Consider the following 16,014-nt stretch of genomic DNA (forward strand, 5'->3'; position numbering starts at 1 on the left):
CGGGCGGAATCGGTCAGTTGTCGGTGATCCGGAAGTGCGTGAACAGGGCGGTCCCGGCCGGGCCCGTGCCGCTGGGGCCGGTCCCGGCCGGTGCCGCGGCGAACAGGCCGAGCAGGGCCCCGACCCAGCGCCACGGCAGCGCGGCGAACACCTGGCCCGAGGGCCGGAACCCGTCGCCGGTGTCGACGGAGAAGCGGCAGCGCGCCCCGTCGGCGACGTCCACGCGCAGCCGGGCCGTCCCGTCGGGTGCCGGGCGCGGGTGCGCGGCGTCCCGTTCCTGGTCGGCGACGGACTCGGCGAACCGGTGCACGACGTGCGCGGCGCCGTCCGTGCCGCGTTCCAGTCCGATCCAGGAGTAGGCGTCGCCGAGCACCACGAGTCCCGCCCTGGCCCCGGGCGTCGTGCTGGTGAGTTGGAGGTCGACCTCGACCCGCGACGGCAGCAGCGGCAGCCGCTGGGTCAGCAGGTGCGGGACGCGGCGCAGGTCGCGCACCCCGTCCGCGGAGCGCACGCAGGCGAGCCGGAGCCCGTCCCCGGCGTGCGAACTCGCCCATCCGTCACGGTGGTTGGCGGTCCACTGCCACTGCCGGCCGTACCGGCCGCCGGGAAAGTCGTCGTCCGTGGCGGGCGCGGCGGCGGGCTGCGGCGGCAGTGCGGGCTTGCGGTGGACGAGGACGGGGGCGCCGTCCGCGCCGAGCACCGGCCAGCCGGAGTCGTCCCAGCGCATCGGCTGCAGGTGCACCACCCGCCCGTACGGGCCGCGCTGCTGGAAGTGGAGGAACCAGTCCTCCCCCGCCGCGGTGCGCACCCAGCCGCCCTGGTGGGGTCCGTTGACGGCGGTGTCGCCCTGTTCGAGCACGACGCGCTCCTCGTAGGGTCCGAAGAAGTCACGGGAGCGGAAGGCGCCCTGCCAGCCGCTCTCCACGCTCCCGGCCGGGGCGAGGATCCAGTACCAGCCGTCGTGCCGGTACGCCTTGGGGCCCTCGACGGTGAACCAGCCGGGGATCCGGTCCCCGTCGATCACCACCCGTCCCTCGTCGAGGAGTTCGCGGCCGTCGAGGCTCATCCGGTGGCCGGTGAGCCGGTTCTTGATCCCGGCGCGGGACTTGGCGTAGGCGTGCACGAGGAACGCCTCGCCGCTCTCCTCGTCCCACAGCGGGCACGCGTCGATGAGGCCCTTGCCCGCCTTGAGCAGGTGCGGCTTCGTCCACGGTCCCCTGACCGAGGGCGAGTTGATCTGGTAGACGCCGTGGTCGGGGTCGCCCCAGAAGATCCAGAAGCGGCCGTCGTGGTGCCGGAACGACGGCGCCCACACACCGCAGTCGTGGCGCGGGGTCGCGAACGCCTCGGCGGGTTCGAGGCGGTCGAGGGCGTGCCCGACGAGGGTCCAGTTGACTAGGTCGCGGGAGTGCAGCAGCGGCAGTCCCGGTGCGCGGCCGAAGCTGGACGCGGTCAGGTAGAAGTCGTCGCCGACGCGGACCACGTCGGGGTCGGACCAGTCGGCGGCGAGCACCGGGTTGCGGTAGGTGCCGTCGCCCAGGTCGCCGGTGCGCGGTGCGGCGCTCATGCGGCCACCGCCCTGCGGACCAGGCTCGCGGCGCGCTTCCGGTCGAGGCGGCCGTCGGCGACGACGGTGACGACCCGGCGGACGGCGGTGCCGCCCGCGGGGATCGCCAGGCGCGCGTCGCAGGCGAGCGAGGAGCCGACGCCCGGGTACTCGCCGGTGCGCACGAACCAGGGGTCGCGGCGGGTCTCGGCGGTGGCGCCGGCGAACACCAGGGTCCAGCCGTCGCCGGTGAGCGCCAGCCAGTCGGCCGGGCGGCCGTGCACGGCGGACTCGCCCTCGGCCGTGGCGGTGAACACGGCGGGCGCGGCCGGTTCCTTGGGGGCGCGCCAGAAGAAGCCTCCGTAGGCGGCGCCGGGGCGGCCGTTGGTGGCGGGGCTGCCGATGGTCAGGTCCTCGGCCGCCGGGTTGGTGAGCGCGAAGGTGAGGTCGAGCGCCCACGCGTCGTCGCCGAGCCGGGTGACGGCGACGGTGCGCCGCTCGCGCAGCAGGACGCCGCTGTCGGCCCGCCACTGGAGGTCCTCGACGAAGCCGTCGGGGTCGCTGAGCTTGAACTCGGCGTGCCGCTGCTCGCCGTGGTTGTCGAGCTCGGTGGGGCCCTGGCCGCGTACGTAGGTGCGGCCGCCCCAGAAGTTGCGTCCGGCGACGTCGGGGACGGCGACGCTCACGCCCAGGTGGTGGGCGTGGTCGGCCGGGGCGGACTCGGTGACCGGGGTGCCGGCCAGCGTGGTGACGGGGTGCAGGTAGGGGCGCGGCGCGAGGCGGGCCGGGAGGTCTGGGCGGGTCTCGTAGCGGGCGACGGGGCGGCCCGCGCAGGTCAGGGTCAGGGGGGCGGTGGCGAGTCGGTTCACGGTGCGGCCTCCAGTCCTTGCCTGGCCCAGAACGCTCCGAGCCCGGCGTAGCCGGTGAGGGTGTCGGCGCTGGCGGCGACGAGTCCGTCGACGCCGTGCACGACGCGGCGGTCGGCGCCGCCCCGCTCGCCGGGCACGGCGGTCCACGCCTCGGCGGGCAGGGCGCCCGGTTCGGGCGCGGTGCGGATCGCCTCGACGACCCGCATGAAGGCGCCCGTCGCGGCGGGGGTGACGAGGAGTTCGGTGGCGCCGTCGGTGGTGAGGTGGTCGACCAGGTTCTCCAGGAGGTCCGTGCGCGCGTGCACGGTCTCCTCGGGCCCGTGTCCGGCGCGCTGCACGAGGACGCGGTCCTGCTTGTACCAGAAGGTGATCCGGCCCCGGCTGCCGTGCACGACGACGTACGGCTCGTCGGGGCGTTGCGCGCACAGGGTCGCGGCGACGGTGACGCGGGAGCCGTGCCGGGTGGTGATCCCGACGTACGAGGTGTCGTCGGCCTCGATGTCGTTGGCGCGGAAGAGTTCCGTGCGGATGTCGGCGAGGTCGTCGCCGCCGGTGGCCCCGTCGAGGGCGAGGGCGGTGGCGACGGCGTGGGCGAGGGGGTTGGTGAGGACGCCGTCGACGACATCGGTGCCGTCGTCGTAGCGGCGGCGTCCGGCCCACGGCGCGCGGCGGAAGTACGCCTCGTCGCGGGCCCAGGCGCCTGCGGCGCCGATGCCGAGGGGGTCGCCGATGAGGCCGTCGGACACCAGGTCGCGGATGCGGGACACGGCGTCCGAGCCGAGGGACTGGAATCCGATCTGGCAGGCGATGCCGGCGGCGGCGACGCCGTGCGCCATCCGCTCGTACGCGGCGTACGAGGGGGCGGGCGGCTTCTCCAGGAGCAGGTGCACGCCCCGCCGGGCGGCGACGAGCGCCAGGTCGGTGTGTGTGGGGATGGGGGTGCAGACGATCGCGACGCGTGCGCCCGTCGAGTCGAGCAGTGCCCCGAAGTCGGCGTCCTGGGCGACTCCTTCGAACCCGGCGAGCTCGTCGGCGTCGAGCGGCTTCAGCTCGCAGACCCCGGCGAGCCTGACCCGGCCCGCGGCGGTGAGGCGGCGGATGTTGGCCAGGTGCCAGCGGCCGTGGCCGCGGGCACCGGCGAGGACGACGGGGACCGGTTCCCGTACGCGCAGGGTCGTCATCCCTTCACCGCCCCGGCGCTGAAGCCCGTGACGAGCCACTTCTGGATGAAGGCGAAGACGATCACGACGGGCAGGGCCGCGACGACACCGCCGGCGGCGAGCGCGCCGAGGGCGACGGAGTCGGCGCCCATGAGGGTCGCGAGGCCGACCGGGATCGTCTGCTTGCCCTGGTCGGAGAGGAACATCAGGGCGAACAGGAAGTGGTTCCAGCTGTGCACGAAGGCGAAGGAGCCGACCGCGATCAGTCCGGGCCGCAGCAGCGGGAGCACGACGGCGCAGAAGGCGCGGAAGCGTCCGCAGCCGTCGACCCAGGCGGCCTCCTCCAGGGACATCGGCACGTTCTTGATGAACCCGCTGATCAGGATCATCGTCAGCGGCAGCTGGAACACGGTCTCGGCGATGATGACGCTGCCGAGCGAGTTGATCATCCGCAGGTTGGCGAAGATCTCGAACAGCGGCACCAGCATCAGCGCGCCCGGGATGAACTGCGAGCACAGCAGCGCCAGCATGAAGCCCTGTTTGACGCGGAAGTTGAAGCGGGCGAGCGCGTAGCCGCCGGCCAGGGCGACGACGGTCGTCATGAGCATCGAGGCGACGCCGACGAGCAGGCTGTTCTGGAAGAAGGTCGCGAAGGCCCGCTCGTTCCACACCTTGTCGAAGTGTTCGAGGGTGAGCGGCCACGGCACGAGCGAGGTCGAGCCCGCGGGCCGGAACGCGAAGAGCAGCATCCAGTAGAAGGGGACGAGGGTGAACAGGAGGTACACGCCGAGCGGGACGTAGATCTGCCAGCGCGGCACGTCGTCCCAGGCGCGGCCCTTCTTGGGCGGGGCGGGGACGGCGCGGTGCCGTCCGGCCGCGGACGCGGGTGCGGTGGTGCCCACCAGGTCGGTCGACCGGGCTTCCTTGACGGTCACTTGTCGTCGCCCCCGAACTTGCTCAGGCGGAGATAGAGCATCGAGCAGAAGAGGAGGATCACGAAGGCGATGGAGGTCAGCGCGGACGCGTAGCCGAAGTCGTGGGAGTCGACGGCGATGGAGGCGATGCGCAGCGGCAGGGTGGTCGTCTCGCCCGCGGGTCCGCCGCCGGTGAGGGTGTAGAGGAGGTCGACGTTGTTGAACTCCCAGACGGCCCGCAGCAGCGTGGACAGGATGATCGCGTCCTTGAGGTGCGGCAGGGTGATGTGGAAGAACTGCCGCAGCCGGCTGGCTCCGTCGACCTCGGCGGCCTCGTAGAGGTCCTTCGGGACGGACTGCAGGTCGGCGAGGATGAGGATCGCGAAGAAGGGGACGCCGCGCCAGAGTTCGGCGGTGACGACGGCCGGGAACACGGTCGCGGTGTCGGACAGCCACGAGGTGCCGTAGCTGCCGATGCCCGCGTCGGCGAGGTAGCGGGTGAGGCCGGTCTGGGAGTTGTAGAGCAGCATCCAGACGGCCGAGGTGAGCACGCCGGAGACGGCCCACGGGGAGAAGACGAGGGCGCGGGCCATCCCGCGGCCGACGAACGTCTGGTTGACGACGAGCGCGAGCCCGAGGCCGAGCAGCAGCTGGAGGACGACCTGGACGACGACCCACTGGAGGCTGAAGCCGAGCGTGCTCCAGAAGTCGGGGTCGTCGGTGAACGCGGTGACGAAGTTGTCGAGGCCCGCGAAGCCGTTGCGCCAGGGCTTGGTGGGGTTGTAGTGCTGCAGGCTGTAGTAGAAGACGCTGATGACGGGGTACGCGATGAAGCCAAGCATCAGCAGCCCGGCGGGCGCGATCAGCAGGTAGGGCAGCCTGCGCGGGGTGGCTGACCTGCGGCGCCGGGACGGCGGGCTCTTGGCCACGGCTGCGGCTTGGGCCATGACGGGACTCCGTTCTCGGTGGCTCATATGTGGTGCAGGTGAAGCGCTTCACCGACGGTCGGCTCGAAGCGCTTCTCAGACGTCGTTCGGGGTGTCGACCAGGAGCGGGGGCGGCGGTCCGGGGAGGCGGCGGCCCGCGCCCCTCCCGCCGTGCGTTCAGCTCGCGTACGGGTCCGGTACCTTGCCCGGCCTGGCCAGGAAGGCGAAGTCGCAGCCGGTGTCGGCCTGCGTGATCTGCTCGTTGTAGAGCGCCCCGTATCCGCGCTCGTAGCGCTCGGCCGGTGCGCTCCACTCGCCCTGCCTGCGGGCCAGCTCGTCGTCCGGCACGTCGAGCCGGAGGGTGCGGGCGGCGACGTCGAGGGTGATGGTGTCGCCGGTGCGGACCAGGGCGAGGGGCCCGCCGACGTACGACTCGGGGGCGACGTGCAGCACGCACGCGCCGTAACTGGTGCCGCTCATCCGGGCGTCGGAGATCCGCACCATGTCCCGTACGCCCTGCTTGAGGAGGTGGTCGGGGATCGGCAGCATGCCGTACTCGGGCATGCCGGGGCCGCCCTTGGGACCGGAGTTCCTGAGCACCAGGACGCTGTCCGCGGTGATGCCCAGCTCCGGGTCGTTGATGGTGCGTTGCATGGTCTTGTAGTCGTCGAAGACGACGGCCCGGCCGGTGTGCTTCAGCAGGTGGGGCTCGGCGGAGATGTGCTTGATGACGGCGCCGTCGGGGCAGAGGTTGCCGCGCAGGACGGCGACCCCGCCCTCGGCGGCGACCGGGTTGTCGCGGGGGCGGATGACGTCGTCGTCGTGGACGACGGCGCCCGCCAGCTGCGATCCCAGCGTCCCGTTGACCGTGGGCCGTTCGAGGTGCAGCAGATCGGTGATCCGGGAGAGGAACGCGGGCAGGCCGCCGGCGAAGTGGAAGTCCTCCATCAGGTATGTCTGTCCGCCGGGCCGCACGTTCGCGAGCACGGGGACGGTGCGCGCGACGCGGTCGAAGTCGTCGAGGGTCAGGCGGACCCCGGCCCGTCCTGCCATGGCGATCAGATGGATCACGGCGTTGGTGGAGCCGCCGAGCCCGAGGACCGTGGTGACGGCGTCCTCGAACGCGTCGGCCGTGAGGATCTCGGACGGACGGAGCGCGGTCCAGGCCAGCTCGACGGCACGGCGCCCGGAGGCGGCGGCCATCCGCTCGTGCGCGGAGTCGACCGCGGGGATCGACGAGGCGCCGGGCAGGGTCATCCCGAGCGTCTCGGCCGCCGCGGTCATGGTGGAGGCGGTCCCCATGGTCATGCAGTGGCCGGGAGAGCGCGCCAACCCGCCCTGGAGTTCCCGGAGTTCGCAGTCGGTGAGGTTGCCCGCGCGGTGCTCGTCCCAGTACTTCCACATGTCGGTGCCGGAGCCGAGCGTCTCGCCGCGCCAGTGGCCCGGCAGCATCGGGCCCGCGGGCACGAAGAGGGACGGGACGTCGGCGGAGGTCGCGCCCATGAGGAGCGCGGGCGTCGACTTGTCGCAGCCGCCGAGCAGCACCGCCGCGTCGACCGGGTAGGAGCGCAGCAGCTCCTCGGTCTCCATGGCGAGGAGGTTGCGGTAGAGCATCGGGGTCGGCTTCTGGTATGTCTCCGAGAGCGTGGAGACGGGGAACTCCAGCGGGAAGCCGCCCGCCTGCCACACGCCCCGCTTGACGGCCTCGGCGCGCTCGCGCAGGTGGACGTGGCAGGGGTTGATGTCGGACCAGGTGTTGAGGACGGCGATCACCGGGCGGCCCCGGTACTCCTCGGCCTCGTAACCGAGCTGCCGCATACGGGCGTTGTGGGACCAGGTGCGCAGGGCGCCCTCGGTGCCGTACCACTGGTGCGAGCGGAGCTGCTCGGGGGCGAGGCGGGCTCTGGCGGCGGCGCTCATATGGACCACCCCGCCGCGATGCCGGCGACCTCGGCGCGCTCCGCCTCGGGCAGTTCCCGGCTCGGCGGGCGGACCTCGCGGCGGCACAGGCCGAGCGCGGCGAGGGCCTCCTTGACGACGGAGACGTTGTTGGCCGAGGCGTCGGCGCCGCGCAGTTCCTCGAAGCGGCGGATCTGCTCCCAGACCTTCATGGCGGCCGGGTAGTCACCGGATCGAAGCGCTTCGATCATGGACAGCGAAATGCCCGGCGCGACGTTCACGAGCCCGGAGGTGAAGCCGGTGGCGCCCGCCGAGAAGTAGGCGGGCGCGTACGGCTCGGCGAGCCCGGCGACCCACACGAACCGGTCGAGGCCGGCGTCCCGGGCGAAGCCCGCGAAGCGTGCGGCGTCCGGCACGGCGTACTTCACGCCGATCACGTTCGGGCAGGCCGCGCCGAGCTCGGCGAGCCGCTCCCCGGGGAGCGAGGCGTTCTTGATGTAGGGGACGACGCCCAGTTCGGGCACGGCGTCCGCGATGGCCCGGTGGTAGTCGACCCAGCCGGCGGCGGAGACGTACGGGTGCACGGGCTGGTGCACCATCACCATGTGGGCGCCGTGCTCGCGGGCGTGGCGGGCGGCGTCGATCGCGGTGGGCAGGTCGTGTCCGACACCGACCAGGATCGCGGCCCGCCCCCCTGCCTCGTCGAGCGTCGACTCGGTGACCAGGCGGCGCTCCTCGGGCGCGAGGGCGTAGAACTCGCCGGTGTTGCCGTTCGGGGTGAGGATGCGCACCCCGCCGTCGAGCAGGCGACGCAGCAGGGACCTGAAGGTCGCGTCGTCGATCGATCCGTCCTCGGCGAACGGGGTCACCGGGATCGCGACGACATCGGCGAGCGCGGCCCGCTGGGTCTCGAACGCGTACGGCGACGGTGTGCTCGGCGTCGCGTCGGTCGGCAGGGTCATGAGTGCTGCTCACCCTCTTCTTCCCGGGCCTCGGGGAAGGCCCGCTGGACGAACGACGCGATGTGGTCCCGCAGCGCGCGCGAGGCGCCCTGCGCGTCCCCGGCGAGCGCGAGTTCCAGGATCTCCCGGTGCTCGGTCGCCTCCCGCTCCCACGACGGGTCGGCGGCCCAGGCCACGGCGGAGACCAGGGCGGCCTGGTCGCGGACCTCGTCGAGCATCCGGCCGAGCAGCGGGTTGCCGCACGGGACGTACAGGGCGCGGTGGAACTCCCGGTTGGCCAGGGAGCGTTGGGCGGTGTCGGTCGCGGTGTCGGACCGTTCGAGGGCGGACCGAGCCTCGTCGAGGGAGGCGCGGCGCTGCACGGTGCGGCGCAGTGCCTCCGGTTCGAGCAGCAGGCGCACGTCGTAGACCTCGCGGGCCATGTCCGCGTCCACCATGCGCACCGTGACGCCCTTGTACTGGCTCATCACGACGAGTCCGGTCCCGGCCAGGGTCTTGAGCGCCTCGCGCACCGGCGTCTTGGAGACTCCGAACTGCGCGGCGAGGTCGGTCTCGACCAGGGCCTGGCCGGGGCTCAACTGCCCGGTGAGGATGCGGCTCTTGATGCCCTCCAGGACGTACTGGGTACGGGAGGGGATCGGGGTGGGCACAGAGGTCATGCGCGCCTCTCGGTGTCGCGGTCTCGCACGGGGGGTGGTGCTCGTGCTGGTGGTACTCGCGTGTGATGTCTGGCGCATCCCGTAGGACATGCCTCGTACGGCATGCCTCATACGACATGTCTCGTACGGCGTATCTCGCGTACCGCGTATCGCGTCTCATATATGACGTACGAAGTACGACGCGTTGAAGTTAGAAGCACCGGCATGTTTCGTCAACGCTTCTGGCAGAAGAAGTCCCGTACTACGGTGGCTCGTTGACGGTCACACCCGTACGACCTGCACTGTCCTGTCCCGCGTGACCCGATGGTTACCTTCCCGTGAGCACAACGCGGCCCTCATGTGCGGAGACTGCGTCCATGCCCCGTACCGCACCCCGTCGCCGGGGGCTCGTCCCGGCGCTCACCTGCGCCGTCGTACTGCTCGCCGCGTCCTGCACGGGCGACGACGAGAGTGCCCGCCCCGCCTCCCCGGGGCGCTGCACGACCCCGCCGGCCGCGTCGCCCGCTCCCGCGCCCGAGCGGACGGCCGGCGACCGCAGGCGCGCCCCGAACCGGGACGACTTCGACGGCGACGGCCGGCGCGATCTGCTCCTGACGGGCTGGAACAAGAAGCGCGGCGAGGCCTGGGAGCCCAACCGTTCGCTGCTGCTCGGCTCCTCGTCCGGTGCTCCCGAGGGCCGTCAGGTCTCGCTCACCGACCACTTCCCCGGCATCGACGCCCCGATCGTCGGCAACCCGGGGACGCAGGGCGGGCCCGTCGCGTCCCTCACCGGCGACCTGGACGGCGACGGCCGCGCCGACATCCTCCTCACCGCCTACCGGACGAAGCGGAACGGGGACTTCGACCACTACGAGGAGCAGGTCCTGTGGGGCGGCGCGGGCGGGGTCAGCGGCCGGCGCCACCGGCTGCCCGACACCTCGGTGCCGCACCTCGCGATCGGCGACCTCGACGGCGACGGGCACCTCGACCTGGTGTCGGGACCGTACCGGGCGACCAAGGGCGCGACGAACGAAGTCCGGTGCGCGGAGGTCGAGTTCGGCCCGTTCGACCACGCCGACGGCAGTCCCGACCAGCGCCGGTTCATCGACATCACCCAGCGCGGCCGGGTCTACACGGACTCGCTCACCGCGGGCGACTTCGACGGGGACGGCCGCGACGAGTTCGTCACCACGGGGGTCCACGCGGAGGGCAGGGAGACCGAGGACGCCTGGCCGAAGGTGTTCGCCGACGCGTCGTACTACCGCGTCGGCGCGGACCGTTCGGTGGTGCGGGCCGGCGGGATCGCGGCGCTCGGCCACGGCAAGCAGCTCCCGTACGACCCGGAGGGCGACGAAGGCGGCCTGCCGATCCTCCATCCGGCCAACGGCCTGGCGGTCGACCGCACGGCCGACTTCGGCGGCAACGGCCGCGTCGACCTGATCCACGACGACAAGGTGGTCTACGGCGGCCCCGCGGGCCCCGGCACCGGCCGCGCCACGACCGAGCCGCCCGAGGGCCACAACTCGGCGGTGGGCGACGTGAACGGCGACGGCCGCGACGACCTGGTCACCGCCGACTACAGGGACCGGCAGAACCAGATCGGCAACGTCGCGGTCTTCCTCGGCGGGCGCGACGGACTCGCGACGACCGCCTCGTACACCTTCGACCGCACCGACGTCGGCATGCCCGGCCTGCCGACCGAGGACTACGAGCGGGACTACTTCGGCACCGAGCTGGCCCTCGCCGACCTGGACGGCGACGGCTGCGACGAACTGGCCGTCGAGACCCACGAGTTCCACACGCTGCGTCCGGCCCGGCAGGGCGTGTACTGGATCGTGCCGGGCAGCCGGCAGGGTCCGGTCACCGGCCGGGCGTTCCGGCTCGACGCGTGGCGCATCGGCCGCGACTGACCCCTGCCCGCCGCAGCACCCCACCGGCCCACCACCACACCCACACCCACACCCGCACTCACACCGGAGACCGCACCCGATGAACACGCCCCCGTCGCCGCACGAGCCCCTCCTGATCGGCGCCCTCGCTCCCCTCACCCGGCCCGGCTGGACCGAGGCGGGCCGGCATCTGGTCGCCGGCCTCGGACTGGCCGTGGACGAGGTGAACGACGCCGGCGGGATCGGCGGACGGCCCCTCGACCTGCTGGTCCGGGACACGGCCGCCGATCCCGGGCGGGCCACGGCGGCGGTGGACGAGCTGGCCGCTCTGGGCGTGGCCGCGCTGGTCGGCGAGTACCACAGCGTCGTCGCCCGGGCCGCCGCCGCCCGCGCCGAAGCCGTCGGTCTGCCGTTCCTCTGCTCGTCCGCGGTGCTCGACGCGCTCACCGACGGCCCGGCCGACCGGGTGGCGCGGCTCGCCCCGCCGCAGTCGCGCGGCTGGCGGGTCTACGCGGACTTCCTGGCCGGCGCCGGCCACCGCCACGTCGCGGTCGCCACCCAGCCGAGCGTCTACTGGGCGTCGGGCGTGCGGATCCTGCGGGAGCGCCTCGCCGAGCACGGCGGCAGCGTCACCGAGCTCGACCTGCGCGAGCTCACCCCCGCGGCCGTCTGCGACGCGCTCGCCGGCCTTGGCGCGACGGCGCTCCTGCTGCTTGCCGGCCATCCGGACCCGGCGGTGCCGGTCGTCCGGGCGGTGCGCGGCGACGCACGCCTGACCGGGATGCTGCTGGGCGCTCCGGCCGGGCAGCCGGAGTTCACCGAGTGGGTGTCGCTGCTGGGCGCGGACGGGGCGGGCATCCCGTTCCTGCGGTACCTCCCCGAGCGGCCGGGGCCCCTCGCCGAGCGCGTCGGGAAGGCGCTGCGCGAGCGGCTGGCCGAGGCGCCCTCCTTCGTCGCCTTCGAGGGCTACGACGCGGTCCTCGTGCTCGCCGACGCGCTGCGCTCACCCGGTGTGTCCTGGCCGGACGCCACGGCCGACGGCACGCGCGGCCCGGTCCGGTTCGCGCGCACGCCGGGGATCGGCGTCTGGCAGTCCACCGGGATGCCCGTCCAGGTCGCCGACCGCGACCCGGCGGACCACGACCGCTTCCGGGTCCTGCACACGGACGCCGAGGCTTAGGCGAACCGGCCACCGGCCACCGGCCACCGGCCACCGGCCACGGCTACGGCTACGGCTACGGCTACGGCTTCCAGTACGGGTCCCGGCCGCTCAGGCCGATGACCCGGTCGAGGAGCGGGGCCTCGTCCGGCACCGGTACGACCGGGCCGAACAGGCCGTCGCGGCCGTCGTCACCGTCGCCGGCCGGTGTGAGCAGCTGCTGCGCCGCGCGCAGCGCCGCCTCGTCGGGCACGTACGGCTGGCCGGTGGCCCGTGCCACGTCCCAGCCGTGCACGACCAGTTCGTCGGCGGTGACGAGCCCGGCGACGGCGCCGGGCAGGTCGAGGCCGCCCGCCTGCGTCATGCCCTGCCAGGCGGCCGGGTCCTGCCACGCCTCGGCGAGGTCGTCGAGCGCCCTGGGCAGCGCGGCGCGCCAGTCGGGTCCGAGGTCGGGCAGGTCGGTGCCGGTCGCCTCGCCGGTCTCCTTGCGTCCGGTGGCGCGCAGCGCGACGGCCAGGCCGACGACGTGGCCGAGCAGATGGCGCACCGCGTACTCGGGGCAGGGGGTGGGCAGGTCGAGCTGTTCCTCGCGGACGCCGTGGGCGAGGCGCGCCACGATGCGGGCCTGCGGGCCGATGTCCACTGTCGTGTCACTCATGGTGACCCTTCCGGTGAGTCCGAGATCTCACCGGTGCAGACCGGCCCGCGGCCCGTAACTCATCGGTGCCGTACGCATCGGCGCCGTACGCATCGGTGCCGTTCGCTCAGAGCCCGGCGAGGGCCTCCGTGACGGCGTCGAGGTCGGCGTCCGACGCGAGACCCGCGTGGTAGAGCCGCAGCTCGGTGGCGCCCAGCTCGCGGGCGGCGCGCGCGTCGGCGGCGAGGGTGCCGGGGCTGCCGCCCATGCCGCGGACGACGGTGAGGTTCGCGGCGACCACTCCCCTGCCCTGTGCGGCGAACGGGCCGACGAGTCCCGCGCCGCCGGTGCAGGGCACGACGACGCCGTCGGCGACGGAGAGGACGTGGGCGGGGTCGACGCCCGCGTTGGCGCCGCAGTGGTACGAGACCGGGTCGGCGTGCAGCAGTACCTGGAAGCCGTCCGGGGCCGCGTCGCGGACCGCCGCGACGGCCGTCTCCTGGAGGCTGCGGGCGGTCGCGTCACGGAAGGCGCGGGTCGCGGTGGCGGTCTCGGCCCCGAGCAGCTTCTCGACGGCGTCCCAGCCGCCGTCGGGCGTCTCGCCGCGCCACACGGGTTCCAGGGCGGCTCGCACCGATTGCGCCAACGCGTCGGCGTCCAGGCCGTGTTGCCCGTACCCGTCCCGGCAGGACGGGCAGAAGCAGAGCGACATCAGGTACTGCCCGGCCTCGCCGAGGCCGACCCCCGCCGTCTTGTCGTGGGCGTGCAGGTGCGCGAGGCCGTACCAGCCGAGCGACTCCAGTTCGGTGCCGCGCGCGCCGGGCCGGGTGGCGGCCTCGGCGGCGAGGTCGACGAGGTAGGTGCGGGTGGTGGGCTGGGCGATGCAGGGGGCCCAGGGGTAGCGGTCGCCGTAGGCGTTGACGACGGAGGTGTGCGGATGGTCCGCGCCCAGGCGGGAGTTGTGGGCGAGGACAACCCAGGTGTGGACGTCGAGTCCGGCCGCGGCGAGCGCGTCTGCGGCTTCGCCGAAGGCGTCACCGGGGGCCCAGTCGCCGGCCGCGTACGGCGCCAACTCCCTCCCCTTCCAGCGCTGTTCGTCGACCGGGTAGAGGACGGCGGCGTGTTCGGCGGTGACGATGCGGTGGCGCGGGTGGCGCGGGGTGAGGGCCCGGGTGGAGTGGTAGGCGGCGGCGAGCGTGACCTGCTGGACGCCGAGGTCCGCGATGCGGCGGGCGGCGTCCGGGTCGCCGACGACGTCCCAGGGGTAGACGAAGGCGGAGGTCTTCACTCACCGGCTCCTTCCAGCAACTGCTGCCCGCGCTCGATGAGTTCGGCGAGCTGCTTGACGTGTTCCTCGCGGGGCTCCTGCAGCGGCGGGCGCACCTCGCCGACGTCGAGCCCGCGCAACCGTACCCCGGCCTTCACGAGCGCGACCGCGTACCCCTTCCCCTGGTTGCGGAGTTCGACGAGGGGCCGGTAGAAGCCGTCGAGGAGCCGGTTCACGGTGGCGTCGTCGCCCGTGTTCAGGGCCTTGTGGAAGCCCTGGGCGATGTCGGGCGCGAAGGCGAAGACGGCGGAGGAGTAGAGGGTGATGCCGATGCCGCGGTAGGCGAGCCCGGTGAGTTCGGCGGTGGGCAGCCCGTTGAAGTAGAGGAACTCCTCCGGGACCTCGGACCGTACGGCGCTGACGATGCGCTGCATCAGGTCCAGGTCGCCGAGGCCGTCCTTGAGGCCGAGGACCTTGGGGTGGCGGGCGAGCTCGACGACGGTCCGCGGGGTGAACACGGCGTTGTCGCGCTGGTACACGATGATGTCGAGGGAGGTCGCGTCGGCCAGTTCCGCGTAGTGCCGGAGCAGCCCCTCCTGGCCGGCCACGACGAGGTAGGGCGGCATCGCCAGCAGGGCGTCCGCGCCCGCCCGTTCGGCCCTGCGCGCGTACTGGACTGCGAGCGCGGTGCCGTACCCGGCGCCCGCGACGACGGGCACCCGGCCGGCCGTCGCCTCGACCGCGGCCGCGACGCACTCCTCGAACTCCTCGGGCGCGAGCGCGTGGAACTCGCCGGTGCCGCAGCAGGCGAACACGGCGGCGGCCCCGGCCTCGACGCCGCGCCGCACGTGGGTGCGGTAGGTGTCGAGGTCCACCGCACCGTCGGGTCCGTACGCGGTCACCGGGAAGAACAGCGGCCCACGGGGGATGCTGAGTCGGGCGGCGAGCGGGGCTGGCGTCACGGGCTCTCCCTGAACATGTGCCTGAAACATGTGCACGTTTCTGATCCGCGTCTATATTTCTGAACGCGCTCACCGTAAGCCGCCCTCCAGGAGGCGGTCAAGCGTCCGAACTCGCCGCATTCACACGACTCTTGACGGGCCGGACGGCGGCTCCTTAGCGTTGCCTCTCGCATCCATGAATGTGAATGCAGCTCACGGACACGGAGACCACGCGCATGTCAGCCCTTCCCGGCACCCCGACGCCCCCCGGGCCCCGCACGATCCTGCTCACCGGCGCCGCCGGCGGCCTCGGCACGCTGATGCGGGACCTGCTGCCGCAGCACGGCTACGACCTGCGCCTGCTCGACGTGCGCCCCGTCGAGGACGCGCCGGACGCGATCGTCGCCGACCTCAACGACACGGCGGCGCTGCGCGAGGCGGTGCGCGGGGTGGACGGCGTGCTGCACCTCGCCGGGATCTCCCTGGAGTCGACCTTCGACAAGATCCTCGAGTCGAACATCAAGGGCACCTACCAGCTGTACGAGGCGGTGCGCGAGGAGGCGGCGTCGCGCGCGGACGGCACCGGCCCGCGGATCGTCTTCGCCTCCTCGAACCACGCGATCGGCTACACCCCGCGCCCGCGCGTGGAGGACGGCGCCCCCCTCGTCCCGGTGGAGACGCTGCGCCGCCCCGACACCTTCTACGGCCTGTCGAAGTCGTTCGGCGAGGACCTCGCCCAGTTCTACTGGGACGAGCACGGCGTGGAGACGGTGTCGGTGCGCATCGGCTCCTGCTTCAAGGAGCCGACCGACGTCCGCATGATGTCGGTGTGGATGAGCCCGGCCGACGGCGCCCGGCTGTTCCACGCGGCCCTGTCCGCCGAGAAGGTCGGGCACACGGTCGTCTACGGCTCGTCCGCCAACACCCGCGTCTGGTGGGACCTCTCCAGCGCCCGCGCCCTCGGCTACGCGCCGCAGGACAACTCCGAGGTGTACGCGGAGAAGCTCCTCGCCGAGCACGGCCCGCTCAGCGACGACAACCCGGCCCACCGCTTCATGGGCGGCCGCTTCATCAACGACCCGCCGATCTGGCCGTACTGAACGCCGGTCCCGCGGCCCGCTTCCGCCGTACGGGACTTAAGTCATGATTTCCGGCATTCCGGCCGGGCATCACTGAGATGCCCGGTCACCTCCGGGCAGCCAGGACG

The 16,014-nt window shown here is 73.2% G+C and carries 14 protein-coding genes; 3 read left to right on the forward strand and 11 right to left on the reverse strand.

Features of this window, described 5'->3' with window-relative positions; translation table 11 throughout:
* Positions 1-13: 13 nt before the first annotated feature.
* From RBJ77_RS24400 to RBJ77_RS24435, 8 genes are all read right to left on the reverse strand, one after another.
* The gene (locus RBJ77_RS24400) at positions 14-1,567 is read right to left on the reverse strand and encodes a family 43 glycosylhydrolase (RefSeq protein ID WP_372346989.1); all 1,554 of its coding nucleotides are present in this window, start codon (positions 1,565-1,567) and stop codon (positions 14-16) included.
* Complete coding sequence (locus tag RBJ77_RS24405; RefSeq protein WP_372346990.1) at positions 1,564-2,415, reverse strand: PmoA family protein; 852 nt, start codon at positions 2,413-2,415, stop codon at positions 1,564-1,566. The genes RBJ77_RS24400 and RBJ77_RS24405 overlap by 4 nt, the downstream gene beginning before the upstream one ends.
* Entirely contained in the window at positions 2,412-3,596 is a 1,185-nt protein-coding gene (locus tag RBJ77_RS24410; protein ID WP_372346991.1) for a Gfo/Idh/MocA family protein, read from the reverse strand. Before RBJ77_RS24410 ends, RBJ77_RS24405 begins: the two co-directional genes overlap by 4 nt.
* The gene (locus RBJ77_RS24415; RefSeq protein ID WP_372347101.1) at positions 3,593-4,393 is read right to left on the reverse strand and encodes a carbohydrate ABC transporter permease; all 801 of its coding nucleotides are present in this window, start codon (positions 4,391-4,393) and stop codon (positions 3,593-3,595) included. The genes RBJ77_RS24410 and RBJ77_RS24415 overlap by 4 nt, the downstream gene beginning before the upstream one ends.
* 113 nt (positions 4,394-4,506) lie before the next feature.
* A complete protein-coding gene (locus RBJ77_RS24420; protein WP_372346992.1) occupies positions 4,507-5,436 on the reverse strand; it encodes a carbohydrate ABC transporter permease in 930 nt (309 codons plus the stop codon).
* A gap of 156 nt (positions 5,437-5,592) precedes the next feature.
* The gene (gene araD / locus RBJ77_RS24425) at positions 5,593-7,335 is read right to left on the reverse strand and encodes an L-arabinonate dehydratase (protein ID WP_372346993.1); all 1,743 of its coding nucleotides are present in this window, start codon (positions 7,333-7,335) and stop codon (positions 5,593-5,595) included.
* The gene (locus RBJ77_RS24430) at positions 7,332-8,276 is read right to left on the reverse strand and encodes a dihydrodipicolinate synthase family protein (protein ID WP_372346994.1); all 945 of its coding nucleotides are present in this window, start codon (positions 8,274-8,276) and stop codon (positions 7,332-7,334) included. The genes araD and RBJ77_RS24430 overlap by 4 nt, the downstream gene beginning before the upstream one ends.
* The gene (locus tag RBJ77_RS24435) at positions 8,273-8,935 is read right to left on the reverse strand and encodes a GntR family transcriptional regulator (protein ID WP_372346995.1); all 663 of its coding nucleotides are present in this window, start codon (positions 8,933-8,935) and stop codon (positions 8,273-8,275) included. The genes RBJ77_RS24430 and RBJ77_RS24435 overlap by 4 nt, the downstream gene beginning before the upstream one ends.
* A 356-nt stretch (positions 8,936-9,291) precedes the next feature.
* Here RBJ77_RS24435 and RBJ77_RS24440 point away from each other — a divergent pair, with 356 nt between their 5' ends.
* Both RBJ77_RS24440 and RBJ77_RS24445 read left to right on the forward strand, forming a co-directional pair.
* A complete protein-coding gene (locus RBJ77_RS24440; protein ID WP_372346996.1) occupies positions 9,292-10,824 on the forward strand; it encodes an FG-GAP repeat domain-containing protein in 1,533 nt (510 codons plus the stop codon).
* Positions 10,825-10,903: 79 nt separating this feature from the next.
* A complete protein-coding gene (locus RBJ77_RS24445) occupies positions 10,904-11,983 on the forward strand; it encodes an ABC transporter substrate-binding protein (protein WP_372346997.1) in 1,080 nt (359 codons plus the stop codon).
* A 61-nt stretch (positions 11,984-12,044) separates the two neighbouring features.
* On the opposite strand, the gene RBJ77_RS24450 is transcribed toward RBJ77_RS24445, so the two are convergent.
* From RBJ77_RS24450 to RBJ77_RS24460, 3 genes are all read right to left on the reverse strand, one after another.
* Entirely contained in the window at positions 12,045-12,620 is a 576-nt protein-coding gene (locus RBJ77_RS24450) for a TIGR03086 family metal-binding protein (protein ID WP_372346998.1), read from the reverse strand.
* Between the two features lie 106 nt (positions 12,621-12,726).
* Positions 12,727-13,887, reverse strand: coding sequence for a hypothetical protein (locus tag RBJ77_RS24455; protein ID WP_372346999.1), 1,161 nt, complete (start codon positions 13,885-13,887; stop codon positions 12,727-12,729).
* On the reverse strand, positions 13,884-14,828 hold the full coding sequence (locus tag RBJ77_RS24460; protein WP_372347000.1) for a 5-dehydro-4-deoxyglucarate dehydratase: 945 nt from the start codon (positions 14,826-14,828) through the stop codon (positions 13,884-13,886). Before RBJ77_RS24460 ends, RBJ77_RS24455 begins: the two co-directional genes overlap by 4 nt.
* Before the next feature lie 215 nt (positions 14,829-15,043).
* Here RBJ77_RS24460 and RBJ77_RS24465 point away from each other — a divergent pair, with 215 nt between their 5' ends.
* Positions 15,044-15,907 (forward strand): NAD-dependent epimerase/dehydratase family protein, encoded by an 864-nt coding sequence (locus RBJ77_RS24465; RefSeq protein WP_372347001.1) that lies wholly within the window; start codon positions 15,044-15,046, stop codon positions 15,905-15,907.
* The last annotated feature ends 107 nt before the right edge of the window (positions 15,908-16,014 follow it).

The organism is Streptomyces sp. KL116D (assembly GCF_030766975.1).
Taxonomy (GTDB): Bacteria; Actinomycetota; Actinomycetes; order Streptomycetales; family Streptomycetaceae; genus Streptomyces; species Streptomyces longispororuber_A.